The organism is Cyclobacteriaceae bacterium (assembly GCA_030584025.1).
GTDB lineage: Bacteria > Bacteroidota > Bacteroidia > Cytophagales > Cyclobacteriaceae > UBA2336.
Window position 1 is genome coordinate 3,112,868 of record CP129487.1, and the last position, 20,195, is coordinate 3,133,062.

General features: G+C 44.0%; 20 protein-coding genes. 7 read left to right on the forward strand and 13 right to left on the reverse strand.

Features of this window, described 5'->3' with window-relative positions; translation table 11 throughout:
* Positions 1-2: 2 nt before the first annotated feature.
* The 3 genes from folB to QY309_14045 are packed head-to-tail and all read right to left on the reverse strand — an operon-like array spanning position 3 to position 2,176.
* Positions 3-362, reverse strand: a complete 360-nt coding sequence (gene folB, locus QY309_14035; GenBank protein ID WKZ58981.1) for a dihydroneopterin aldolase — start codon at positions 360-362, stop codon at positions 3-5.
* Complete coding sequence (locus tag QY309_14040) at positions 359-1,141, reverse strand: DivIVA domain-containing protein (protein ID WKZ58982.1); 783 nt, start codon at positions 1,139-1,141, stop codon at positions 359-361. The genes folB and QY309_14040 overlap by 4 nt, the downstream gene beginning before the upstream one ends.
* Before the next feature lie 42 nt (positions 1,142-1,183).
* Positions 1,184-2,176 carry a WD40 repeat domain-containing protein gene (locus tag QY309_14045; protein WKZ58983.1) on the reverse strand — a complete coding sequence of 331 codons (993 nt, stop codon included), beginning with the start codon at positions 2,174-2,176 and terminating at the stop codon, positions 1,184-1,186.
* A gap of 12 nt (positions 2,177-2,188) precedes the next feature.
* Here QY309_14045 and QY309_14050 point away from each other — a divergent pair, with 12 nt between their 5' ends.
* Positions 2,189-2,809, forward strand: coding sequence for a 4'-phosphopantetheinyl transferase superfamily protein (locus tag QY309_14050; protein ID WKZ58984.1), 621 nt, complete (start codon positions 2,189-2,191; stop codon positions 2,807-2,809).
* Positions 2,810-2,811: 2 nt separating this feature from the next.
* Here QY309_14050 and QY309_14055 read toward each other — a convergent pair whose 3' ends face one another.
* From QY309_14055 to QY309_14070, 4 genes are read right to left on the reverse strand one after another with little or no spacing between them, the layout of a single operon-like run.
* Positions 2,812-3,663, reverse strand: a complete 852-nt coding sequence (locus tag QY309_14055; GenBank protein ID WKZ58985.1) for a transglutaminase-like domain-containing protein — start codon at positions 3,661-3,663, stop codon at positions 2,812-2,814.
* Positions 3,663-5,297, reverse strand: a complete 1,635-nt coding sequence (locus tag QY309_14060; GenBank protein WKZ58986.1) for an acyl-CoA carboxylase subunit beta — start codon at positions 5,295-5,297, stop codon at positions 3,663-3,665. The genes QY309_14055 and QY309_14060 overlap by 1 nt, the downstream gene beginning before the upstream one ends.
* Positions 5,298-5,312: 15 nt before the next feature.
* Positions 5,313-6,266 carry an MlaD family protein gene (locus QY309_14065; protein WKZ58987.1) on the reverse strand — a complete coding sequence of 318 codons (954 nt, stop codon included), beginning with the start codon at positions 6,264-6,266 and terminating at the stop codon, positions 5,313-5,315.
* Between the two features lie 23 nt (positions 6,267-6,289).
* On the reverse strand, positions 6,290-7,057 hold the full coding sequence (locus QY309_14070; GenBank protein ID WKZ58988.1) for an N-acetylmuramoyl-L-alanine amidase: 768 nt from the start codon (positions 7,055-7,057) through the stop codon (positions 6,290-6,292).
* Positions 7,058-7,142: 85 nt separating this feature from the next.
* Between QY309_14070 and QY309_14075 the strand changes: the two genes are divergently transcribed.
* Positions 7,143-9,821 (forward strand): putative LPS assembly protein LptD, encoded by a 2,679-nt coding sequence (locus tag QY309_14075; GenBank protein WKZ58989.1) that lies wholly within the window; start codon positions 7,143-7,145, stop codon positions 9,819-9,821.
* A 14-nt stretch (positions 9,822-9,835) separates the two neighbouring features.
* Here QY309_14075 and lysS read toward each other — a convergent pair whose 3' ends face one another.
* Positions 9,836-11,566, reverse strand: a complete 1,731-nt coding sequence (lysS, locus tag QY309_14080) for a lysine--tRNA ligase (protein ID WKZ58990.1) — start codon at positions 11,564-11,566, stop codon at positions 9,836-9,838.
* A gap of 99 nt (positions 11,567-11,665) precedes the next feature.
* On the opposite strand from lysS, the gene QY309_14085 reads away from it, so the two are divergent.
* Both QY309_14085 and QY309_14090 read left to right on the forward strand, forming a co-directional pair.
* Positions 11,666-11,899 (forward strand): ribbon-helix-helix domain-containing protein, encoded by a 234-nt coding sequence (locus QY309_14085; GenBank protein ID WKZ58991.1) that lies wholly within the window; start codon positions 11,666-11,668, stop codon positions 11,897-11,899.
* Positions 11,896-12,228, forward strand: coding sequence for a type II toxin-antitoxin system PemK/MazF family toxin (locus tag QY309_14090; protein WKZ58992.1), 333 nt, complete (start codon positions 11,896-11,898; stop codon positions 12,226-12,228). Before QY309_14085 ends, QY309_14090 begins: the two co-directional genes overlap by 4 nt.
* Before the next feature lie 19 nt (positions 12,229-12,247).
* Here QY309_14090 and QY309_14095 read toward each other — a convergent pair whose 3' ends face one another.
* A complete protein-coding gene (locus QY309_14095) occupies positions 12,248-13,432 on the reverse strand; it encodes a proline dehydrogenase family protein (protein WKZ58993.1) in 1,185 nt (394 codons plus the stop codon).
* 165 nt (positions 13,433-13,597) lie between these two features.
* Here QY309_14095 and QY309_14100 point away from each other — a divergent pair, with 165 nt between their 5' ends.
* Together QY309_14100 and aroB are read left to right on the forward strand one after the other, a co-directional pair.
* Complete coding sequence (locus QY309_14100; protein ID WKZ58994.1) at positions 13,598-14,695, forward strand: bifunctional 3-deoxy-7-phosphoheptulonate synthase/chorismate mutase type II; 1,098 nt, start codon at positions 13,598-13,600, stop codon at positions 14,693-14,695.
* Positions 14,695-15,738 carry a 3-dehydroquinate synthase gene (gene aroB / locus QY309_14105; GenBank protein WKZ58995.1) on the forward strand — a complete coding sequence of 348 codons (1,044 nt, stop codon included), beginning with the start codon at positions 14,695-14,697 and terminating at the stop codon, positions 15,736-15,738. The genes QY309_14100 and aroB overlap by 1 nt, the downstream gene beginning before the upstream one ends.
* Here the strand turns inward: aroB and QY309_14110 are convergent.
* Entirely contained in the window at positions 15,729-15,917 is a 189-nt protein-coding gene (locus QY309_14110) for a hypothetical protein (GenBank protein ID WKZ58996.1), read from the reverse strand. The genes aroB and QY309_14110 overlap by 10 nt on opposite strands.
* Before the next feature lie 97 nt (positions 15,918-16,014).
* Here QY309_14110 and aroA point away from each other — a divergent pair, with 97 nt between their 5' ends.
* Entirely contained in the window at positions 16,015-17,241 is a 1,227-nt protein-coding gene (gene aroA / locus QY309_14115) for a 3-phosphoshikimate 1-carboxyvinyltransferase (protein ID WKZ58997.1), read from the forward strand.
* Here aroA and QY309_14120 read toward each other — a convergent pair.
* The 3 genes from QY309_14120 to QY309_14130 all read right to left on the reverse strand — a co-directional run bounded on the left by QY309_14120 (position 17,222) and on the right by QY309_14130 (position 20,192).
* Complete coding sequence (locus tag QY309_14120; protein ID WKZ58998.1) at positions 17,222-18,100, reverse strand: helical backbone metal receptor; 879 nt, start codon at positions 18,098-18,100, stop codon at positions 17,222-17,224. The two genes, aroA and QY309_14120, sit on opposite strands and share 20 nt — an antisense overlap.
* 202 nt (positions 18,101-18,302) lie before the next feature.
* Positions 18,303-18,809: a YfiR family protein gene (locus tag QY309_14125; GenBank protein ID WKZ58999.1), complete on the reverse strand. Its 507-nt coding sequence runs from the start codon at positions 18,807-18,809 to the stop codon at positions 18,303-18,305.
* 312 nt (positions 18,810-19,121) lie between these two features.
* The gene (locus QY309_14130) at positions 19,122-20,192 is read right to left on the reverse strand and encodes a M42 family metallopeptidase (GenBank protein WKZ59000.1); all 1,071 of its coding nucleotides are present in this window, start codon (positions 20,190-20,192) and stop codon (positions 19,122-19,124) included.
* Positions 20,193-20,195: the final 3 nt, after the last annotated feature.

The window sequence follows — 20,195 nt, forward strand, 5'->3', positions numbered from 1 at the left end:
AATTATCGCTTTTTAAAAACCTGAACAGTGGCTCGCTTACACTTGCCACCAATGGGAGGGTTTACCTTGGAGATTTTAATGTCAACTGAATGAACAACGGGAAGTTCTTGTAAAATATCATCAATGATTTTACCGGCTACTGTTTCAAGGAGCTTGGAAGGTTTATCCATCTCTTCCTTAACAATAGCAAACAGGGTTTCATAGTTAACCGTACCCGACAAATCATCCTCAAAGGCTGCAGCCGAAAAATCCGTTTCAACGGCAATATCTACTTCAAACCAGTTTCCGGATTCACGCTCATGCGGGTAAACGCCATGAAACGCATGGAACTCCAGACCTTCAAGCGCAACACGTCCGGTCATCCAATCTCGTCAAAAAAAGAAGTGATTTTTTTCGTCCGGGTTTCAGCCACCACCGTTATCTGTTCCAACACCATTTCCGGTTCAGCTTCGGGTTCTGTTTCAGTTACAGAATCAATCGTTGTTTCGGATACTTCAGGTACAGGAACCACTAACCTGGGTTGCTCCACCGTTTTGGCTTTAGCTTGTTGATCCGCATTCGGGAAGACGATCTTTTTGATTTCCTTTCGGGCTTGTGAAAGATGTTGATCCGCATCAAATGCCTTTGTTCCATTTTTTATACGATCAACCCGCTCAATATTATCCTGTGAGATACGCTTAAGCTCCTGCAACAAATCATCACGCGATGATTCGAGCTTCTTGTAGCTTTCTACCATCCCACGAAGGCGCTCTTCCATTTCAGCCATCACTTGCTTGGCACGTTGCTCAGCTTCATCAATCGTATTGTTGGCCATCATCTTGGCCTCATTCATCATGGCATCAGCCTTGAGTTGTGATTCGCGTAAATGCAAATCAGCCGCCTGACGCGCCTGTTCGATCACATTCGCCCCCGTGTCTTCTGCCGTCTTAAGCGTTTTGAACAATGAGCTTTCCACCTCTCTCAGCTTGGTTACTTCACGTTCGGCCGCTTCAAGCTTTATCTTAAATTCCTTGCCTTCATCCACAAGGCGTTCCCATTCCTGCGACAGGGTAAGCAGAAAAGCGTTCACTTCATCCTTGTCATATCCGCGAAAATGCTTCTCGAAGGTTTTTTGCCGGATTTCAAGCGGTGTAATTTTCATGGTACTACTGGTTAAGTTTAAAAAATAAGAGCCGATAAAAAATCAGGTATCCAGGCTCTGATTATTCAAGTTTATATCCCATACGGAAATGGTGCGGTCATCGCTGGCACTCACCAATTGTCCGTGGTGGTTCGTCCACAACAGTTTGTTCACCGAGGTGCCGTGGCCGGCATGCCTGCCCTTGTCTATTACTTTCAACAGCCTCAGTTCGTCTAAGTCCCAGATTTTTATGGACTTATCCATGCTACAAGTTACGAAATGTTTGGAATCAGGGCTAAAATCAAGGTGATTTATTGCATACATGTGCGCCACCACCTCCGCAGCGGGGGTGTATCCGGCCCGTACATCCCATACTTTCAGGCGCGCATCGCGAGATCCACTCATCAGAAAATTGCCATCCGGGGTGTACCGCACGGTAAAAACCGAATTCGCATGTGCATTCCATTCGTATTTCATGTTCATTGAGTCAACATCAAACACCCGGATACAGCAATCACTGTACCCAACGGCCAACTCACCGGTTTTTCGATTGATAGCCATGGTTCGGGCGCTTTTTTCTGAGGATTTAGTACGACTCAGAATCGCCCGAGTACTCAAATCAACCCTGATGATTGTTCCATCGCCATCAGCCACAAACAACGTATTCCCTACATGCTGGATATCAAAAATGGCGGCCTTGGTAAGGTGTAACGAACCATCCTGTTTATTATTCTTCCAATCGATAAAATGAATGCCATCATAATTATGGCCAATTGTTAACAGATCTGTTTCCGAATGGCGGTGAATGGCGTAAATGGAATTGGCCAATCGGGCAATCAATGTACCCTCATCGGGTTTCTCCAGATCCCAAAGTACAACCATACCATCCCCTGAGCCACTAAAGAATCGGTTGGGTTGATCAGCCTGGAGCAGGGTATAGATCGAATCTCTATGACCGGTAAGGTTGTGTAGCCTGTTTACAGCAATGGTACTCATACCCGAATAACTGCGCGAAAGTGCTGAAAGTTTAGGTGAGTTTATAGTAAAATTGCTCAAGATTAAACCATTATGCCTCAACTGGAAACCGACATAACCAAAACCCGCGCGTGGGGCTTGTGGAAAATCGAAGAATCGGAGGAAGAGTTGAATCGGCTATCTGGTGAAGAAATTATTCCGGCAGAAATTACGCATCCGGAAAAGCGATGTGAGTTTCTGGCTGCCCGCGCATTGGTAAGAAATCTGGTTGAGCAATTGAAACTTAACTATCATGGGTTAACAAAAGATATTTATGGGAAGCCTTTATTACGCAGTCATCCGCATCACATTTCCCTTAGTCACTCCTATCCGTATGTAACGGCTATTATCGACACTGAAAAAGCAGTTGGTATTGATCTGGAGCATTTCAAATCAAAGTTATTGCGCATTGCCCCGCGTATGTTTTCTCCTTCGGAATTAAAAGATGCAGGAATTAATCTCATCAAGAATAGCATTTATTGGAGTGCCAAGGAAGCGATGATGAAAGTGTATGGAAAAAAGGATTTGGTATTTGCAGAAAATCTGTTGATAGAACCGTTTAACCTTGAGCTAACCGGGATACTCACCGGACACATTATCACTCCGGAAAAAGAAACAACGCTTTCGCTGTATTATAAACAATACCCGGATTTTGTGATTGTGTATAACGTGTAAGGCTACACGCCCAGGTCTGCTCCGTCAGCAATGATGAGCAATAACTCTTTCACCTCTTCGGCTTTTTCGTGCTCACCCATTTTATCAAACGACATAATGAGGTTACGAAACACCCTGCGAATAATTTCCAGGTTGGAGCAGGGTTCAAAAAATGAAGCTTGGGGAGCCAGCTTTAATTCGTGAATGTAGTTTTCAATATCCTGCCGGGAAAAAATAAGCCCTTTGTTAAAGGCATTGATGTAAAACACCTGGTTGCCATCCTGATACACCAGCACAAACAGGTTAGGAAGATTGACACCATACACGGGTAACTTCAACTTCTGCGCTACCATCATATAGATTACGCACAATGAAATAGGATTACCCTTACGCGTTTCCAACACCACGTTGATCATGGAATTGCCGGGCGAATGAAAATTTTTGGTGTTGGCTGAAAACTTCAGCTTATTAAAAAGCACACCATTCAGCACCTTAACCTGATCAATCGGGTACATATCCGGTTTGAACTCCAGCCAGGCTTCATAATAAATCTGTTCGAGATCCTGCTTTAGTTTCTCGAGTTCAAGATCGGGGTATTGATACGTAGCCACCAACCAAAAGCCGGTAAGTAAATCCTGCTCCGGACTTTTATACCATTCGGTTACCCGATGCTTCAATAACTCGTACTGAAGATCGTGAATGAGGCTTTCAATTTTTTGCTGCGTTTGTGGGTTGAAATTATTTTCCCACTCCTGTTCCAGATACGGAATTACTTCTTTGCCGAGCGAACGTATTTTATCAGTAACGTGAGAAACGACTTGATCATCCTCATCATCCAGCAACGAAACCAGCGCCTTTAATTCTTTTGCCGTCATTACGTTTGGATTACACCCACATTAAACCGTTCAACAGGAGCATGGTTGGCAGCCTCAATACCCATGGAAATAACTTTACGTGTTTCCAACGGATCAATAACATCATCTACCCATAAACGCGAAGCCGCGTAGTACGGGCTAAGCTGATCGTTGTACCGATCGGTTATTTCTTTCAATAAATTCTGCTGCTCTTCTTTCGAAATTTCTTTTCCTTCAGCTTTCAATGAACTTATCCGAATCTGTAATAATGTTTTTGCTGCTGAGGCTCCACTCATTACAGCAATCTGAGCAGAAGGCCAGGCAACAATCAATCTTGGATCATACGCTTTACCACACATGGCATAGTTACCGGCTCCGTATGAGTTACCCATAATCACCGTAAACTTAGGCACGGTTGAGTTGGCCATGGCGTTCACCATCTTGGCGCCATCTTTTATAATCCCGCCATGCTCTGCCTTGCTGCCCACCATAAAACCACTTACATCTTGTAAAAAAACCAGCGGAATTTTTCGTTGGTTGCAATTCATGATAAAGCGTGCGGCCTTATCTGCAGAGTCGGAGTAGATTACGCCCCCCATTTGCATTTCGCCCTTTTTGGTTTTTACCACTTTACGTTGATTGGCGATAATGCCTACCGCCCAACCATCAATACGCGCGGTTCCGCAAATCAGGGTTTTGCCATATAGCGCTTTATATTCGTCAAACTCAGAATTATCAACTAATCGTTTAATGATCTCAAGCGTATCATACGGCTTAACACGATCCGCTGGAAACAATCCGTAAATTTCATTCGGATCTTCAGCAGGAGCTTTCGGTTCAATTCGATCAAACCCAGCTTTTTCATATTCACCAATCTTATCAAAGATGGATCGGATGTAATCGAGGCATGCCTGATCGTTAGGAAACTTGTTATCCGTTACACCGGAAATTTCACAATGCGTAGTCGCTCCTCCCAAAGTTTCATTGTCAATATCTTCACCAATTGCAGCTTTCACCAAATAGGATCCGGCCAAAAAAATCGACCCGGTTTTATCTACAATCATCGCTTCATCCGACATGATAGGAAGGTAAGCACCACCGGCCACACAACTTCCCATAATGGCAGCAATTTGAACAATACCCATGGACGACATCCTTGCGTTATTCCTGAACTGCCGGCCAAAATGTTCTTTGTCGGGGAAAATTTCATCCTGCATGGGCAGAAACACTCCGGCACTATCCACCAAATAGATAATGGGCAGCCGGTTTTCCATCGCGATCTCTTGGATGCGGAGATTTTTTTTTGCGGTGATCGGAAACCAAGCGCCTGCTTTTACGGTTGCATCGTTCGCTACCACAACACATTGCCTGCCGTGAATGTACCCGATACCGGTAACCACACCTGCGGAAGGGCATCCGCCATATTCGGTGTACATGCCTTCACCGGTAAATAATCCAATCTCAAGAAAAGGTGAACCTTTGTCTGTCAGGTATTCAATACGTTCGCGGGCGGTTAATTTTCCTTTGGCGTGCTGATCATCGATCTTTTTCTGTCCGCCACCTGCTTTTGTTTTTTTTGCTTTTGCCTGCAACTGGTGAACCAGTTGTTTATACACATCTTCGTTTCGGTTAAATTCCAGGTCTCGTTCAATCATGTATCCAAATTCAGATTAATCTTCTTTCCGCTGCTTTTCCAGTTCACGCTCAATTTTCTTACGGCTCTTACCCAATGGAGCCATAAAATGTTTTGGATTTTCGTTGAAGTGAGTTGCCAATGAATCGATTGACATCAGCATTTTGTTGAGGTTAACATAAAGCGAATCTTCTGTAAGTAGTTTACTTGCCGTGTTATCCCCCTTGCTGAATTTATCCATCGTTTCGTTTAGCTTGGTGAGGGTTACCTTAATTCTGGAGAGCGTTTCGTTTACCTCTATGGATTTTAACGAATCAGAAAGTGTTTTAAAATTTCTGAGTGTTGGGTTAATGTTTTGTAAGGCGATGTTCACATTTTTAGTAACCAACTTAATACTATCAGACATGCCAACAATCGCTCGATTGGCATTATCAATGGTATAGTTAACTTTTTCCGGTGTTGAGCCAAAATCATCAAACATCTTATCCAGCTTTTGTGAATTTCTGGAAAGGTTATCAAGAATTGTATTCAGTTTTCTTAACGTTGATTGTAAGTTATCGGCTACCGGTGCTGCATTCTCTTCCAGAAAAGCTGTTATCCCTTTGGCTACAACTGAACGAAGGGTGTCCTTCGGATTGAGCGTATTTGTATAATTCCCTACCGAAAGTTGGATAAACTTGGTTCCCAAAAAATCACCATTTAGGATGGCGATGGACGAATCACCCAACACGACATACGAGTCAATTTCAAGCTCAACGATAACACGATCACGAATCTGATCAATCTGTATTTCACTTACCCGGCCCACCGAAACACCACTGAGGTAAACCTGATTGGAAGGCATCAGCAGGTCGACATTGTCGTAGATGGCGTAATACTTTTTTCGGGATGAAAAAAAATCGATACCCTTTAAAAAATTAAAGCCGAGGTACAACAACACTAACGACACGACCATAAACAGGCCAACACGCACTTCTTTTGATATTGTCATGGGGTACAGATGAAGTTCAAAGCCTAATTTAAAGATTTTACCTTGTTTTTATACTCTTTAATGGCTCTGTAGATAGCAGACGCAATATACTCCTGCACTTGTGCAGAATTCAACTCTTTTTCTTCTTTTACATTGGAAAGATAGCCAATCTCAACCAGTACTGCCGGCATAGCCGTTTCCCAAAGCACCTGAAAACCCGCTTGCTTCACACCTCTGCTTTTGCGCCCAGCCCGTTTCCCGAACTGATCTTCGATAAGACTGGCCAACTGAATACTGGCCTCGTGATTGGCCGATTGCGTGAGGCTGAACAGAATGTATGATTCGGGTGAATTGGGATCAAAGCCCTGATACTTTTCCTCGTAATTCTCCTCCAATAAGATCACCGAGTTTTCACGCATGGCAACCTCCAAACTCTCCTGTGTTTTGTGCAAGCCCAATACGTAAGTCTCGGTACCAAAAATGGCTTGCTTCCGATTATAGGGTGTAGTTTCGGGAAGCGAATTGGCATGAATGGAGACAAAAATATCTGCGTGGTTATCGTTGGCCACCTTGGCTCGCTCTTTCAAACCAATGGTCATGTCGGTTTTGCGGGTATACACCACATTTACATCCGGCATGTTCTCTTCAATTATTTTACCTACCAGCAGTGTTACCTTAAGGGTTACATCTTTCTCTTTAGCAAAGGAGCCGAAAGTTCCAGGTTGATTACCGCCATGACCCGGATCGAGGCAAATGGTAAATTTTTTAGATGCAGACGCACCGTTCTGCGCATAAACTGCAGAATTTAGCAAGGTTATTGCTAATAAAAGGCCTATTCCTATAATCCTCACGGGCAGTACAATGTTCAGTCGATTTGCAATACCTTTGGGCAAAATTGTGAATTTTTCACCAAAAGCTAAAGATCTGTCTTTCAATAGTCCTGTTGTGCGAGTTGCCGTCATTTTATTTTTTGCTTTTGCTTTTTGCAGTTTCCTTTCCACCCAGGCTCAAAATCCGATATCCCTACGTACTGCATCATCAGCCGATTCAGTCAAAAACCCTGCCGACAGTATACCACCCAAAAAGGGAGACATAGAAACCACCATACAATACAGTGCACGTGATTCCATCAACTCGAGTGTGGATGGTCAGCTCATATGGTTATACGGGAATGCCAAGATTGTTTACGGTTCCATTGAATTGGAGGCAGATGAAATTACCATCGACTATGCCAACAGCACACTCACTGCACATGGCACACGCGATTCACTGGGACGAAGAATCGGCTATCCTATTTTTAAGAATGGCGCTGAACTATACGAAACAAAAGACATAACCTACAATTTTAAAACCGGTCGTGCTCGCATTTCTGAAGTGGTTACACAACAGGGCGAAGGCTACCTGCATGGCGATCTGGTGTTTAAGAATGAACGAAACGAGCTACTCAGTATAAAGAACAGTTACACTACCTGTAACCTGGAACATCCACACTTTGTAATCCGCTCAACAAAAACCAAAGCCATTCCAAAGGACAAAATTGTTTCAGGACCTTTTTATGTTCAGTTCAATGATATACCGCTTTATCCCATCGGGTTTCTATTTGGTATGTTTCCGGCAGAAAAAGAAAGTAAATCAGGGATACTCTTTCCATCATATGGTGAAGAGCGCTTACGCGGCTTTAACCTGAGAGGCCTTGGCTATTTTTTAGATATCAGTGAATACGTAAAATTTTCGGTGCGGGCTGATTTATACTCTAAAGGCGACTATGTACTTTATTTTGATATGCCCTACAGTTGGAAGTATCACTTTACGGGTGGGATGAATTTCAGCTTTTCAAAAACCAATGCTACAAACCGCATTGAAGATCAAAACATACGAAACGACTTCAGTGTTCGGTGGAATCATTCGCCACAAACAAAGGGTACGGGTCGGTTTAGTGCTTCTGTAAGTGCCGCATCAAATTCGTACAACACCAACAACAACCTGAATTTTGGAATGCCGGAGAGCATCAATGCTGGAGGTTTCAACAACAATTCCCGAAAAATGAACTCCAATATTTCGTACAACAAAACATTTCGGGGTACGCCATTTAGTATGGGATTGAACATGAGCCACGATCAGGATTTGGTTACGCAACAAGTTAATTTAACCGCTCCCACCCTTACAGTGAACATGCGCAACCTCTATCCGTTTCAGCGCAAAGATGGAAAGCCTACTAAACTGGATAACTTTTCCATCGGCTACAGCATGGCGGCCACCAATAGAATTACGAACAACGTGGGCCGAATAGGAAGTGACCCACAACAGGATAGTATCGCTCCCTTCACCATGAGCAATCTCACCTCCTTCATTGAAAATGGAAGAAATGGAATCCGGCATTCCATACCCATGTCATATTCATTCAAAGCATTACGCTACTTCACAGTATCACCATCTGTTTCCTATGAAGAAAAATGGTACTTCGAAAAATTAAATTGGGAATATGACATCGTGAACAATCGTCCGACCCTGGTGCCAGCCGATACGATCAGGGGATTCAACAGAATTTCCAATTACAGTTTTAGCACCAGTTTCAATACACGGATTTATGGAACCTACTTTTTTAAGCGCGGTAAAGTAAAAGCCATTCGCCACGTGGTTAACCCAAACATATCAGTTAGTTACACGCCAGACTTCACCAAAAACGACAACTACTTTCAGGCCATCAATCAGAATGGACGAACCATCTATCAATCGCGACACCAGGGATTTATTTACGGTACCTCTACAACCGGCAGAAGTGGAAATATTGGTATCGGTCTTGGAAATACCCTGGAGATGAAAGTCAAATCGGAAAAAGATACGGTTGCCCGGAAAGTAAGTCTGTTAAACAGCTTATCCCTGGGTACTTCCTACAACATTGTGGCCGACTCATTTAATCTCTCCAACATCTCCATTTCGGCCAACACCAACATACTGGACAACCTGATCAACATTAACTTTTCATCCACCCTCGATCCATATGCCTACGTGACTCGCATTGATGAAGAGGGAAGATCAATTGAAAGGCGGATCGATCAATACGCCATTAAAGGTGGAAAAATAGGAAGGATAACTTCAGCTACATTGGCGATTGGTTCAAACCTGAATCCAAAAGCGCGGGACAAAAATCAAGAAACCCGACAAAACATTGCCAACTCCAATTTACCCGAACAGGAAAAGCAGTTTTACTTGAATAATCCTGAATCGTATGTAGATTTTAATATTCCATGGAGTTTGCAAATGAATTACAGTTTGTCATACTCGCGGCCGATTAACAACGATGTGCGCATTTCGCAATCACTCCAGTTTTCAGGCGACATGTCTCTATCAGAAAAATGGAAGGTCACCTTCAACTCGGGTTTTGATTTTGAAAACATGGAGTTCACCACGACCAACGTGGGCATCACCCGCGATCTCCATTGCTGGACCTTAAATTTCAACTGGGGGCCTTTTGGAAGATTTACCTACTACAATTTCAGAATTGCAGTGAAAGCTTCTGTACTGCAGGATTTAAAGTTGGAAAGACGCAAACCTTTCTTTGATAACATCCGATAGACCTGAACTTAGAACTAGTTCAACCAACCTTCAACTTCTTCCATAGTCGGGTTCTTCACATCTTCCAGCTTCATTTTTTTGCGCATACCACAGACATCATTAAAAAGTTTGGATGCTTTTGAAGCTTTCAGCTGTTCAACAGATTGTATACCCAATTTTTGAAGGATAGGAAAAAGTTCTTTACGGATACCCAGTTGCTCCGCATCACGTTCTGTAAATCCACCACCTTGTTTCTCTGGCTTCATTTGTGGAAAGAACAGCACATCTTGAATGGAGGGCGAGTTCGTCATGATCATACACAAGCGATCAATGCCCACACCTAATCCGGCTGTGGGCGGCATACCAAATTCAAGGGCACGTAGAAAGTCTTCATCTAACGTCATGGCTTCTTCATCACCACGCTTGCCTAATTCAAGTTGTTCTTCAAACCGCTTACGCTGATCAATCGGATCATTTAATTCAGAGAATGCATTGCAGATTTCCTTTCCATTACAAATCGCTTCAAAGCGTTCTACCAAACCCGGCTTGCTGCGGTGCTTCTTTGCCAAGGGCGACATCTCCACCGGGTAATCCGTAATAAAAGTTGGTTGAATAAGTAGCGGTTCGCACTTCTCTCCAAAAATGGAATCAATCAATTTTCCTTTGCCCATCGTTTCATCAACCGGTACATTCAGTTTCCTGCATGTTTCACGCAAAGCAGCCTCATCCATTTCGGAAATATCAATACCCGTAAAATGCTGAATGGCCTCGAACATGGTGAAGCGCTTCCACGGCCTGCGAAAATCAATTTCATGTTCACCTACTTTTACCTTAGTGGTACCGTGTAAATCAAGCGCTACTTTCTCAATCATCTCCTCCACCAGATCCATCATCCAGAAATAATCCTTGTACGCTACATACAACTCTATCTGGGTAAACTCGGGATTATGAAACCGCGACATACCCTCATTCCTGAAATCCTTTGAGAATTCATACACGCCATTGTATCCACCCACAATCAACCGTTTTAAGTATAACTCATTTGCAATACGCAGGTACAAGGTCATGTCGAGCGTATTGTGATGCGTTTTGAATGGACGCGCAGCAGCACCACCATACAACGGCTGAAGAATGGGTGTCTCCACTTCCAGGTAGTCCTTGTTATTCAGGAACTGGCGCATGGAGTTCACCAGCTTGGTGCGCTTTACAAACGTTTCGCGCACTTCCGGATTTACAATTAAATCAACATACCGCATGCGGTAGCGTTGCTCCGGATCGCTGAAGGCATCGTGCTTGTGTACTACGCCCTGCTCATCGGTTGTTTCCTTCACCACAGGAAGGGGCCGCAATGATTTTGAAAGAATGGTTAACTCCGTTACATGGATGGATATTTCACCGGTTTGTGTAGTGAAGCAATACCCCTTCACCCCAACGATGTCACCAATATCCACAAGCTTTTTGAAAACCGTGTTGTATAAAGTCTTGTCTTCACCGGGGCAAATATCGTCCCTGCGCACATAAATCTGAATGCGGCCGGTTTCATCCTGAAGTTCTGCAAAGGAAGCCGAGCCCATAATCCTGCGGCTCATAATGCGCCCTGCTATGGAGATGGAACGGTAGTCACTTTTGTGGCGAGTATAGTTCTCCAGTATCTCTTGTGCAGAAACGTTAACGTCAAAAAGTTCAGCCGGATATGGGTTTATACCCAGCTTTTCCAATTCTTCTTTGGCCTGTCTGCGGATAATTTCTTGTTCGCTTAATTGCATGGAATACGGTTTTCAGCCGCAAAAATAAGGGAATAATGGGATGGGCAATAATTCAGATTTAAATATGTTTTATATTTGCATACCATAAATATGAATCAAATGGCCACATTCACCAGTACACTCCCCGAAAGCCTCCTGAAACAACTTTCAGAAAAAGCTAAATTGCTATCCGTTCCAAAAAACAAATTGATCGAGAACGCACTTAGGCTCTACTTGGAGCACCTGGAAAAAGCGGAATATGTGAAATCGTATAAACGGGCTGCTACAGATCAGGATATTTTAACAATTGCTGAAGAAGGCATGGAAGACTACCTAAGGCAGTTGGAGAAATGAAGCAGGGAGAAATTTGGTTTGCTGACCTCAACCCGATTAAAGGTAGCGAACAAGGAGGACTCAGACCCGTGGTCATTATAAGTGGCAACCTGCTTAATGAACATCTGAACATCATTATCGTTGCGCCACTTACAACGAAAATCAAACGTTATAAAGGCAATCCTGTTTTAACGCCTTCCAAATCAAACGGACTTAAGCAAGAGTCTGAAATTCTTGTTTTTCATATCCGTTCCTTATCAAAAGAGCGGTTGATAAATAAAGTTGGTGCGATCGGTAAATCCGAATTTGAAATAATACTGAAAACCTTGAATGATATTCTTAGATACTAAAGTTTCCTTAAACTTTCAGCTATTGGTTATTCCTTCTTCGGGATAGTTCTTTTTTTATGAGAGTCAACTCCCTACTACTCTGCCCCGCAACCGAAGTATTTTCTTCCGCCCTACGTAACAAATAAGGCATCACGGAGCGAACCGGCCCGTAAGGCAAATACTTCACCACATTGTAACCAGCCTTGGCTAAATTAAACGAGATGTTATCGCTCATACCGTACAACTGCGCAAACCACACCCGCGGATCGTTGTTCGGCATGCTATGCTTTTCCATCAGCACAGTCAAATAATAATTGCTGTAATCGTTGTGCGAGCCACACATGACGGAAATGCGTTGCTTGTTGTCAATGCAGAAGGCAAGCGCCTTGTTAAAGGCATCATCGGTTGCTTCTTTGGTTGGGTGAATAGGACTTTCATACCCGTTCTTCGCAGCCCGCTCGCGCTCTTTTTCCATGTATGCGCCCCGTACCAGCTTGGCTCCGAAATAATAATTATTCATAACTGCCTCATGGAAATGGTTACGCAGGTTTGGCAAACCAGCCGTACGATAAAGCTGATACGTGTTATACACGATTGCGCGTTCTTTATTGTACTTCTTCATCAACTCTAGCACCATCTTGTCAATCGGGTTTTGATACCAGGAATCTTCAGCATCAATCAAGATGGGCATGTTGTATTCATATCCCTTTGCACAGATTTTATCAAAGCGATTAAAGGCACGTTCATACGCCTTTTGCTCTTCTTCAGTTAATGTTTCTCCTGCCTGAATTTTGGTTAGCAGTTTTGCTGAAGCCAGCCCGGTGGGTTTAAAAACACAAAACGGAATGTTGTCCGACTTATGCGCCTGTTCAATGGTACGCATGGTTTCTTCAGCCGTGGCATCAAAACCTGCCTCATCATCACCTCCTTCAACGGAGTAATCAAGTATGGCGCCCACATGAAATTTACCAAGCTCCTCCACTACCCGTGTGGCCTGTTCAATATTTTCACCGCCACAAAAATGGTCAAAGGCTGTCTTTTTGATCAACCCTTCCACCGGCAGCCGAAGGCTTAATGATGCCTTGACAGATGCGGTAGCCAGGGACGAAATCCATGGGTGATTAACAAGAGAGAATATGAAGTTTGCCTTTTTCAGGGCTGCGTCCGACTTATACGCAAATGCTGTTTCGGTATCTTCAAAAGAGATTTTGGGCGATGATTCCATAGGTAAAAGTGGCCTAAAGATAAGGCGATGGCTTAATGTTTCAAGGCTGCAATAATACCGCAAAACATGAGCTTTATCAGCCCTTGTCCTAAACTTTAGCGATTGGGTTTTGTTCAAAAACAGAACAGTAATTTTCTCACATGCATTGTTTAATTTTCTGACCGAATGGACACAAAAAATTGGGTTTCTGACTATAAAAATTCCGACTCAAACCAACCTTTCGTCATTGCCGGACCGTGCAGTGCCGAAAGTCCCGAACAGCTTTTAACTATAGCCCAAGCCCTAAAAGCAATGGATATTTCCATTATGCGGGCAGGCATTTGGAAACCTCGAACAAGACCCAATTCGTTTGAAGGAATGGGTGAGACCGCTTTTAGTTGGATTGCTGATGTGAAGCAGGAAACAGGTTTGGCCTTTGCGACTGAAGTTGCTAATCCGGCTCACGTAGAGTTGGCACTAAAAGCAGGTATTGATATTCTTTGGATTGGTGCCCGCACTACTGTTAATCCTTTCAGTGTTCAGGAAATTGCTGATGCCCTGAAAGGTACCGACAAAATTGTTTTGGTAAAGAACCCGATTAACCCCGATCTATCACTCTGGATTGGTGCGTTGGAGCGACTGCATCGCGCGGGAATAAAAAAATTGGGTGCCATCCACCGGGGTTTTTCTTCGTTTCAAAAATCCAGGTTTCGGAACCAGCCGTTGTGGCAAATACCGTTGGAACTAAAAACCCTGCATCCGGATATTCCGCTTATTGGCGATCCCAGTCACATAGCCGGTAACCGCGAGTTGATTTTTGAAGTATCGCAGAAGGCATTGGATCTGGATTACGATGGGTTGATGATTGAGACGCACCCCGATCCGGATAAGGCGTTGAGTGATGCCCAGCAACAAGTTACTCCCGAGGTGTTAAAAGAAATTTTGAGTCAGCTCCGGGTAAGTGAACGATCCTCTTCCAATGCGCTATTTATTAATCATCTGGAAGCTTTACGGGAAAAGATTGATCATATCGATCAGGAGTTGATTGAAACACTTTCCACCCGCATGAAAATGATTGAGAAAATCGGGGATTATAAAAAAGACAATCACGTAACGGTATTTCAACTGGAACGCTGGAATGAGATCATGCAAACCCGACCCGAATGGGCCAAGCTGGCACTACTCTCTCCCGATTTTATTCGCGAACTTTACAAAATCATTCATGATGAATCGATTCGCATACAAACGGAGATCATGAACAAAACATCTGAGCCAGAAAAATAATGTTGCCTGCCAACCTGAAATTAACCGACAACCCCGGACCATACCTCAACCTCTTCCTGCAAAAAGGCGGCTACAACAAAATTGCCGTACTGACCGATGAAAACACACTGAAGCACTGCTATCCGCTAGTTCAACCACATTTACCGGAACACGCGGTGATTACCGTGAACAGCGGTGAGGAGAACAAAACCCTACAAACATGTGCGCACATTTGGGAGCAGATGACTGACTTGGCTATGGACAGGCATTCCATGCTGATTGTTTTAGGTGGCGGTGTGCTCGGTGATATGGGTGGATTTTGTGCCGCAACCTATAAACGTGGCATCGATTTTATGCTGATGCCAACCACCTTATTGGCCATGGCTGATGCCAGCATTGGCGGAAAACTGGGGATTGATTTCCAACATTTTAAAAATCACATCGGGTTGTTTAAGGAGCCTGTGCTTACGCTGATTCACAGTGAATTTCTTAAAACGTTACCCGTAAACGAACTACGCTCCGGCTTTGCAGAAGTAATCAAGCACGCGCTGATCTCTGACCGAACCCTGTGGAATGAACTGCGAAGCAAGCCTCTTGAAGAACAACCCTGGGATATTCTGTTGCGCCATTCCGCTGAGTTCAAGTCATCTGTCGTACAGCAAGACCCCACAGAAAAGGGATTGAGAAAAATACTGAATGCTGGTCACACCATCGGCCATGCACTGGAATCCCATTTTCTGAAATCCGGCAACCGGATTTTACATGGGGAAGCTGTTGCTGCCGGATTAGTAGCGGAGGCCTTTATTGCCAAAAATCTAAAGCTGATTACCGATGAAGAAGTCGGGCAAATAGCTGCGTATATCCTTAAGCTTTATGGAAAGCTGGAAATTTCTAATAACGAATACGGTCAAATAGCCGCGCTTTGCATTCAGGACAAGAAAAACAGGGGCAATACGGTGCTGGCCGTGCTACCCGAAGGAATCGGGAAGGCACGTTGGGATTGTGCAGTTAGCGAAGAAGAGATTGTTGGTGCGTTGGCATTTTACAGTTCACTTCAGACATAATGTGCTTCCGAATCATCGAAAGACTCCATCTTTTTCCGAATGGTGCGCTTTAAATCATCAGCTTTCTTGGCAATAAATTCAGTGGTCTTCTTTTTACGGTCGCCCGTGAAAAGATAAGCCGCCAGTAAAGCTGCCGATGCAATTCCCAATCCCAGCGTTATTTTTCCGGTTGTGTTCATATATCAAAGTTAACTGGAATTGATCATCATTTGTTTCACTCAACGAAAAAAAATCTTTAACTAACATTCGATTTTGCCTTACAACCATTAGCTAAACGTGAGCTCAAGCATACACATTACCAAACACAAAACGTTAACCGGAACGGTAAACCGGCTTCCGGCCTCTAAAAGCATAAGCAATCGTGTACTGATTATGGATGCGTTAGGTGGCGGAAAATCAACCTTAACCAACCTTTCGGAGGCAAACGATACGGTGTTGATGAGGCAGTTGATCAACTCTTCCGATCCTGTATTGGATGTAGAGGACGCGGGAACTACCATGCGCTTTCTCACCGCTTACCTGGCTGTTCAGGGTCAAGAGAAAGTAATTACCGGAACGGATCGTATGAAACTCCGCCCCATCGGGCTGCTGGTTGATGCCCTGCGCGTATTGGGTGCCCGAATATCCTACCTGGAAAAAGAAGGATTTCCACCCCTAAAAATTGAAGGATTTGAAGGACAGAAAACCAATCAACTGACCATACGCGGTGATGTGAGCAGTCAATACATCTCTGCACTCATGATGATTGCCCCCACGCTTCCAAAAGGACTGACACTTACTTTGACCGGTAAGGTGGGAAGCAAGCCCTACATTGATATGACGGCTTCGTTGATGCGGAAATTTGGCGTGGAGGTTCAGGTAAACGAAAATGTAATCGAAGTCGGTCCGCAACCCTACAAACCCTGTGACTATCGGATTGAGGCCGACTGGTCGGCTGCAAGCTACTGGTTTGCGTTTACCGCGCTTGCGGATCAAGCCGAAATTACACTGCCCAACATCACCATGCGTTCATTTCAAGGCGACCGGGTAATTGCCGACCTGATGGAGCAGCTTGGTGTGAAGTCGGAACCACGGGGCAACAACCTGCTGCTGACAAAAAAGGAAGCACACACAGAACTAACATTTGATTTTACCCATTGCCCCGATCTGGCTCAAACCGTGGCTGTGGTTTGTGCGGCAAAAGGAATACATGGCACCTTTACAGGTTTGGAAAGCTTGCGCATTAAAGAAACCGATCGCATTCACGCGCTACACCAGGAGCTTCAAAAAATCGGAGCTCAACTAATTGAAACAGGATCATCCTGGAAACTGGTGCCCACCCATAACATTCCGGAAACAATTCCAACCATCAACACCTATCTCGATCACCGTATGGCCATGGCCTTTGCCCCTCTGGCAACCTTACGGGATATCGTCATTGAAAATCCAACGGTGGTGAGAAAATCATATCCCGGATACTGGGATGATTTGAAAACGGTAGGCTTTACGTTAGCTGAAGTGTAGCCAGGTAGCTGGCGAAATAGCGCATCCGGCTTCCATACCACGAAAACATTTCACCATCAACCAATAAAATTTTTGCGTTGGGAACCTGCGATTGTATCTCTTCAATATGCTTTTCTGAAAATGGGTAGGGCTCGGAAGAAAGAAAAATCAAATCAGGATTTAACGTTGTTAGATCAGTCACAGAAAGCTCAGGATAGCGTTCCCGCTCCATTAAGCAGTTTTCAAATCCTGCCAAGGTTAGCATTTCGTGAATGAATGTGTTGGATGCTGCTCCGATCCAGGGGTTTCGCCAAATCAGATACAATACCATTTTTCCGTTGCCTTCGAGAGCCTCAGGCAACGGAATCTTCTTTGGTGACTGAGGATCATGAATTGGAGGCTGAGGTTCCAGAATAGGTGGCTGAGGTTTCCGAAGCCACCCCTTTATTCCATCCAACGAGTGCTGGATTTCGCCAGCCAATTTTTCAGCTTGTGTCGCCCTACCAGTAATCTCACCAATTGACCGCATCATGTTCATGGCATCGGCTGGAGTAACAATATCACTCATCCAAACCGGGTATTTTTGTCGAAGTGCTTCAATACCTTCTTTATAATTCTCCTCCTTGTTACCAATAATCAGGTCAGGCTTTAGTCGATCGATCACCTCAAAATTAAATTTCTTAGTTCCCCCGATTATGGTTTTGGTTTTTCGCCATTCAGGCGGATGAACACAGAATTTGGTAATCCCAACAACTTCTGCATCGAGCCCCAGGTCGTATAACAATTCAGTTTGTGAGGGAACCAGGGAAATTATCCGCGTTGGCGGAAAGGGAATTTCAACTGAGTGACCAAGCTGATCCGTGGTTGTTTTTACTGGCATTTCCACAAAAGTAAAAGAGCACCCTTTGTTTAACAAAAGGCGCTCCTTTTAAAGACAAACGCACAGAGCACACGAAGAAAGACCCTCTCAATAAAACTCCGTGACCCTGCGCGTTATATTACCGGTTTTGAACGTTTAACCTAAACCCTATTCGATTCAAACCCATTCTTCCGGGGTCGCGGAAGAATAATATCATTATAAATTAGATCAAGATAGACATGCTGCTCAGCTGGTTCGAAACCTTCAGGTTCGAATTGCTGAAGGTTGATTGATTCAACTCCCACTTCAGCTTACCATCAATAACTTTGAAGTTAATGCAGCTACCTTTCTGGCCAAGACCGTTTCCATCAGTTACTGTAAGAACTGGCTTACCGGTAATGGTATTCTTTACATTTTCGAATTCTTTGCTCTTTGATTTACCAACGTAAACCACATGGCAAGAGGCCGCATCAGCACCAGAAGAAAGTTTCTTGATAACGTACTTCTTGTTGCCTTTCGGCTTGCCATCATACCAGGTTTTCAAGGTATTGAACACATCGTCTTCGCCAATTACACCTACAACAAATTCTCCACCTGCATCATCAGGCCATTGTACATACTTGATAAAGTTGAACAACATAGCCGCATGGATTTCATGGGTGGGTCTTTCCTGAGCAAATGCACCAAGGCTCAGAACAAGTGCGAACAGAATTAAGCTTACTTTTTTCATTTTTAGAGAGGTTTCAGTTATTTATTAAGTTTTATAAAATTTCCCTGTCAACGATACAAAAGTAGGGGGCCCATTAAAACCGCGAATTCACATACACAAGCTATTCTTTCTAATGTAAGGTTTTAACCTACTTTTTTACACACCCGCATTAATCAAAAAGGGTGCAAATTGGCTCTTCCAATTTCAAGAATGGCGATTAAAGCTCAGAAACCACATTTTGGGTCTTCTGAAGCTCTCAATTTGTCCAAAAATGACAAACCCTGAATTCCAATTTGGAACTCAGGGTTTGTCAAAAAATGGTGAATTTTCAATCTATTTTATATACCGGAAGTCCTGACCGGGTTTCAACTGCAGCAGAACCTCATAAATAAGCTTGATTACGTTTTCCACATCATCCTTGTGAACAGTTTCCACAGTAGTGTGCATATACTTCAAAGGCAAGGAAATGAGCGCAGAGGCTACTCCTTCCGCACTATAGGCAAATGAGTCCGTATCTGTACCTGTGGAGCGACTTACCGCCTGGCGCTGGAATGGTATTTTCTTCTTTTCAGCCGTTTGGATGATCATTTTCAGCACGTTGTTCTGAACAGCCGGCCCGTAGCAGAGCACAGGCCCTGTTCCGCACTTAATGTGGCCCGTGTCCTTTTTATTATACATGGGCGAACAGGTGTCGTGGGTAACGTCTGTACAAATGGCCAAATCGGGCTTCAGTCTGCGCGAAATCATTTCGGCACCGCGTAACCCGATTTCTTCCTGAACAGAGTTTACAATATATAGGCAGAAGGGAAGCTTTTTCTTGTTCTCCTTAATTCGTCTGGCTACTTCGGCTATCATAAAACCACCCATGCGGTTATCCAACGCCCGGCCAACCAGGTAGTTTTTGTTCATCTCCATCAGCTCATCCTCAAACGTAATCACGCAGCCAACGTGAACGCCCAACGCCTCTACTTGCTTTTTCGACTCACACCCAATGTCGATGTGAATATTTTTCAACGTGGGAGGCTCTTCTTTTGAAGCGTCACGCACATGAATGGCCGGCCAGCCAAACACACCTTTTACAATTCCTTTTTCTGTGTGGATGTTTACTCGCTTAGATGGAGCAATCTGATGATCGGAACCACCGTTGCGCTTTACATAGATGTAGCCATCATCGGTAATGTATGCTACAAACCACGATATCTCATCGGCATGTGCTTCAATAACCACTTTGTAGGCTCCTTTCGGGTTGATGACACCCACGGCTGTACCATAAACATCCACCATGTAATCATCAATGTATGGCTTCAGGTAATCAAGCCATATCTGCTGACCAGAGTGTTCAAAACCGGTGGGTGATGCATTGTTCAGGTATTCGTATAAGAAGGCTTTACTTTTTTTATCCATAGT